Here is a 3,425-nt window from a genome sequence, read left to right as displayed (position 1 = left end):
CCTTCAGAGTTCACCGGCAGCTCGTTCCACAGGATCGCCTTGTCCTTGAACATGAACGCCGTGTAGACGCCGGCCGCGACCGGGATGTCGTCGTCGACCACGCAGCGCAGGCCCATGTAATAGGGGATCAGCGGCCCGCCCTGCTCGGAGGACGGCACATAGTCGATGAGGTCGGCGAGCTTGAGGGCCTTCATCTGCTTGGAATGCATCCAGATGGTGCGGAACTTATCGGCGCGGTCGCCCATGAGGTACGCCGCCTCGATGATGTCGGTGTCGACGATCGAGGCGCCGGTGGTGCGCACCAAGTCGCCGCCGTCATTGGCGACGTTGTCGGCGAGCACGCCCTTCAGGATGCCGAGCAGGGTCAGCTTGTTGGCGCGCTGCCAGTATTCGGTCTGGCGGCGCACGATCAGCTTCTGCGGGTCGTCGCCGGCAAGGATTGCGGTCAGGTCCGGAACGCCCCAGGCCTGGGCTCGCACGTTGCGGGCGGCGACCTCGCGGCGCGAGCCGATCTTCTTCATCTCGATCGAGTCGGCCGGATCGTCATTGACCGGCTCCGACGGATCGTTGCCGAGATCCTTCCAGCCGGGCATGTCGACGGAGCGGCCGCCCATCGAGAGTTTCGAGGAAATGGCCGGGTCGGAGAACAGGATCCCGGCCTGGTAGATTTCGAGCGACTGGACGTGCTCCTCGAACGAGTATTGGGCATAGACGGACGGAACGATCGCGTCCGCGATGCGGGTATAGGCGTCTGCCATTCTTTCTTTCCTTCAGGTTTGATGAGGCGGTTTCAGAGAGGGTTGCTGGGCATCCAGAGGTCCGGATTTTCGCCCGCGTCCCGGGCCAGCCGCCGGGCGCGTTGAGGGTCGATTTTGACAAGGGCGGAGATCGCCGAAATGTTGCGCTCGCCGGCGGCATTGCGCCGGAAGGGATTTTGCCCCCTGGGCGCTCCGTCGGCGTCGATCGTGTCTTCGCGGAACATCGCCTCGCCGATGGCGTGGAAGGCCCGGGCGATCTGCGGATCGGTCAGCGCGCCGTCGGGCAGAAGGATGCCCTTCTGCTTGTAGGCGCTGACCAGCCCCAGCTTCTTCATCGCCCGGTTGGCGACCTCCAGCTTCTGGCGGAAGCCGTCGCTGTCGGTCGGTCCCCAGTCACGCACCAGCTCGTCGTGGGTGGCTTCGACCGAGCGGGAAAGTGCTGCCTGCTGGGCAGCGGCCTGCTCGGCCATGTAGCCGACGAAGCGGTCGTGATAGGCCTGCGCGATCCTCGGGCTGGCGCCCGCTTCGACCGCCCAGGCCTTCGAGGCATTGGCGAGTTCGTCCGAATAGGCGAAGTTTTCCGGCAGGTTGTCGGGCCGCCGGTATTCGACCTTCTCGGCCGAGGTCAGCGGACGCATCGCGTCCGGCAGTCTGGAATGGAACCTGTCCCATTCCTCCTTCGGCGCGTCCTTTGCCGGAACGCGCAGGCTTTCGCCCTGCTGGCGCTCCAGTTCCGCATAGGATGTGAAAACCCGATCGAGGCTTTCGGCCTTGTTCCAGCCCTTGGCTTCAGCGAGCTTGCGGTTGCCTTCGGAAAGACCGTCAAACCAACTTCTGCCGACCGCCGGGGCGGACCCGTTGTCCCCGTGGGCCGGAGGCGTCGCCAGGTTGCCCGCCGGCCGCGAAGCCACGGACCCGGCCTCTGCCAGATCTGTCATGAGTTAAATTCCTTTGTTCAGAGTTCCAGAAGGGAGCGCCGGCGCTGAAGCTGCCAATCTTCCCACAGGTGGGGGAGATGGCCGGCAGGCCAGAGGGGGGCGCGAAGGAACGCGACGTCGCGTTTGTTTGCATGAATTCAGATACGGTCAACGGCAAGGTCGGCGGGACAGCGCCCCTCTCTGCCCTACCGGGCATCTCCCCCACGAGGGGGGAGATCAGCAGTTCGTGCGCCTACGCGTTATCCCCCCAGTTCTCCCACAGCAGCGTGATCGTCCCCGTCACCGCGATCGTGCCGTCGGCGTCGATGTCGGTGCCGGTGGCAAACGCCAGGTTGAGATAGAGGTCGACCGGCGTCGTTGTCCCGTCGAGCGTCGCGGCGGCGGCGATGTCGGCGGTGGAGGCCGTGGAGACCGCGGTGCCCACGCCGTCCAGCGTGCGGGCGGTGGATGCCAGCACATTGACCATGGTGCCGGAAAGCGTGGCGCTGGACGCGGCCGCTGAGCCCAGCGACCAGGTCAAAGCCGCATTGTCGTTGATGGTCGAGGCGCGGGCAGTGAGCACCGCAAACTGCAGCCTCGCCGTGCCGCCCTTGATGCGCACCTTGCCGTCGGCGAAGTCGAAGATCTTCTGGCTCGCATAGGCCAGCGCATCGGCGACCGGCACCTGCAAGCCGGCGAAGCTGAAGACGGTGCGGTAAGCTCCGCCCTGCCCGCTGGTCGCGGCCTTCAGGCCGAGCTTCGGCGGCGCAAGGCCGGCCTCGCGGGCGACGGCGCGCGCAAGGGTGCGGGGTAGTCCTCGGGTCATCTCATTTCTCCATTCTTGGGGGTGAGGCGTGGTCCGCGCAGCGGACGGAAAGCCAATTGCTTGGCTTTCCGAACACGGAGGGCGAACGCCGATTGGGCATCCTGCGCAGACTCTGGACGCACTCTTGAATTGTGTGTATCAATACACAACATGAAGAGTGCCGACGTCATCGATAGATTACAGGCTGACGGCTGGTTCGAGGTGGCTCGCAAGGGCAGTCACGCCCAGTTCAAGCACCGCACCAAACCGGGCCGCGTGACGGTGCCGCACCCCAAGCGCGACATTCCGGTCAGCACATTGAAATCCATCGAGAAACAGTCTGGCCTGAAGCTGAGGTAGAAATATGCGACACTATATCGGCCTGATCCACAAGGACGCCGACAGCGATTTCGGCGTCTCGTTCCCTGATTTCCCCGGCGTGATCACGGCTGGAACAAGCCTCGACGAGGCCCGCATGCTGGCCGAGGAGGCGCTTGCCTTCCATGTCGATGGCCTTGTCGAGGATGGCCAGGCCATTCCCGAGCCGTCATCCCTCGAGGATGTGATGATCGATAAGGACAATCGCACGGGTGTCGCCATCCTAGTCACGCTCAAGACCGAGGAGGCTAGGGTGGTGCGTGTCAATGTTACGATTCCCGAGGATGTGCTCAGCGAAATCGACCGCTATGCCGAGCGCCACGGCTACAGCCGCTCCGGGTTTTTGACCGCCGCGGCCAAGCAGGCGATGCGGAACGAAGCCGCGTAGCAGCCTCGCAATCTGATTCAGAGAGCGTCGCTATCTTACTGTTGGCCATTAACATTTCCGGTTTGGAAACCATGAACTTCAACAGCCGGGAAACCGTGACTCACTTCGTGAGCGGGTGCCGCCGCCGTTCCGCCGCAATGCGACCGCAGTTCAGCTTCGTTCGCCCCTGTCGTCAGTCC

Annotated in this window: 5 protein-coding genes; 2 read left to right on the top strand and 3 right to left on the bottom strand. The window is 64.1% G+C overall.

All coding sequences use genetic code 11. The features are described 5' to 3' along the window. The 3 genes from EOA60_RS24590 to EOA60_RS24580 form a co-directional block, all read right to left on the bottom strand. Nucleotides 1–758 (bottom strand): Coat protein (locus EOA60_RS24590; protein WP_128312031.1); only part of this gene is annotated, 758 nt, incomplete at its 3' end. 32 nt (nucleotides 759–790) lie between these two features. After that, the gene (locus EOA60_RS24585) at nucleotides 791–1,696 is read right to left on the bottom strand and encodes a hypothetical protein (protein ID WP_095824472.1); all 906 of its coding nucleotides are present in this window, start codon (nucleotides 1,694–1,696) and stop codon (nucleotides 791–793) included. A 232-nt stretch (nucleotides 1,697–1,928) separates the two neighbouring features. Further along, nucleotides 1,929–2,501: a hypothetical protein gene (locus EOA60_RS24580; protein ID WP_095824473.1), complete on the bottom strand. Its 573-nt coding sequence runs from the start codon at nucleotides 2,499–2,501 to the stop codon at nucleotides 1,929–1,931. 150 nt (nucleotides 2,502–2,651) lie between these two features. Here EOA60_RS24580 and EOA60_RS24575 point away from each other — a divergent pair, with 150 nt between their 5' ends. Together EOA60_RS24575 and EOA60_RS24570 are read left to right on the top strand one after the other, a co-directional pair. Continuing rightward, nucleotides 2,652–2,840, top strand: coding sequence for a type II toxin-antitoxin system HicA family toxin (locus EOA60_RS24575; protein WP_095824474.1), 189 nt, complete (start codon nucleotides 2,652–2,654; stop codon nucleotides 2,838–2,840). A 4-nt stretch (nucleotides 2,841–2,844) separates the two neighbouring features. Then, nucleotides 2,845–3,246, top strand: coding sequence for a type II toxin-antitoxin system HicB family antitoxin (locus tag EOA60_RS24570; protein ID WP_095824475.1), 402 nt, complete (start codon nucleotides 2,845–2,847; stop codon nucleotides 3,244–3,246). Nucleotides 3,247–3,425 lie beyond the last annotated feature (179 nt).

Origin of the sequence: Mesorhizobium sp. M1A.F.Ca.IN.020.06.1.1, assembly GCF_004023265.1 — a bacterium.
Classification (GTDB): Bacteria; Pseudomonadota; Alphaproteobacteria; order Rhizobiales; family Rhizobiaceae; genus Mesorhizobium.
Note: the sequence above shows the minus strand (reverse complement) of the source record. Positions and strands in the feature narration are given on the sequence as shown.

Coding starts and splice junctions, on each gene's coding strand:
- EOA60_RS24570 (WP_095824475.1), top strand. CDS start 2,845: ATGCGACACTATATCGGCCTGATCCACAAGGACGCCGACAGCGATTTC.
- EOA60_RS24575 (WP_095824474.1), top strand. CDS start 2,652: ATGAAGAGTGCCGACGTCATCGATAGATTACAGGCTGACGGCTGGTTC.
- EOA60_RS24580 (WP_095824473.1), bottom strand. CDS start 2,501: ATGACCCGAGGACTACCCCGCACCCTTGCGCGCGCCGTCGCCCGCGAG.
- EOA60_RS24585 (WP_095824472.1), bottom strand. CDS start 1,696: ATGACAGATCTGGCAGAGGCCGGGTCCGTGGCTTCGCGGCCGGCGGGC.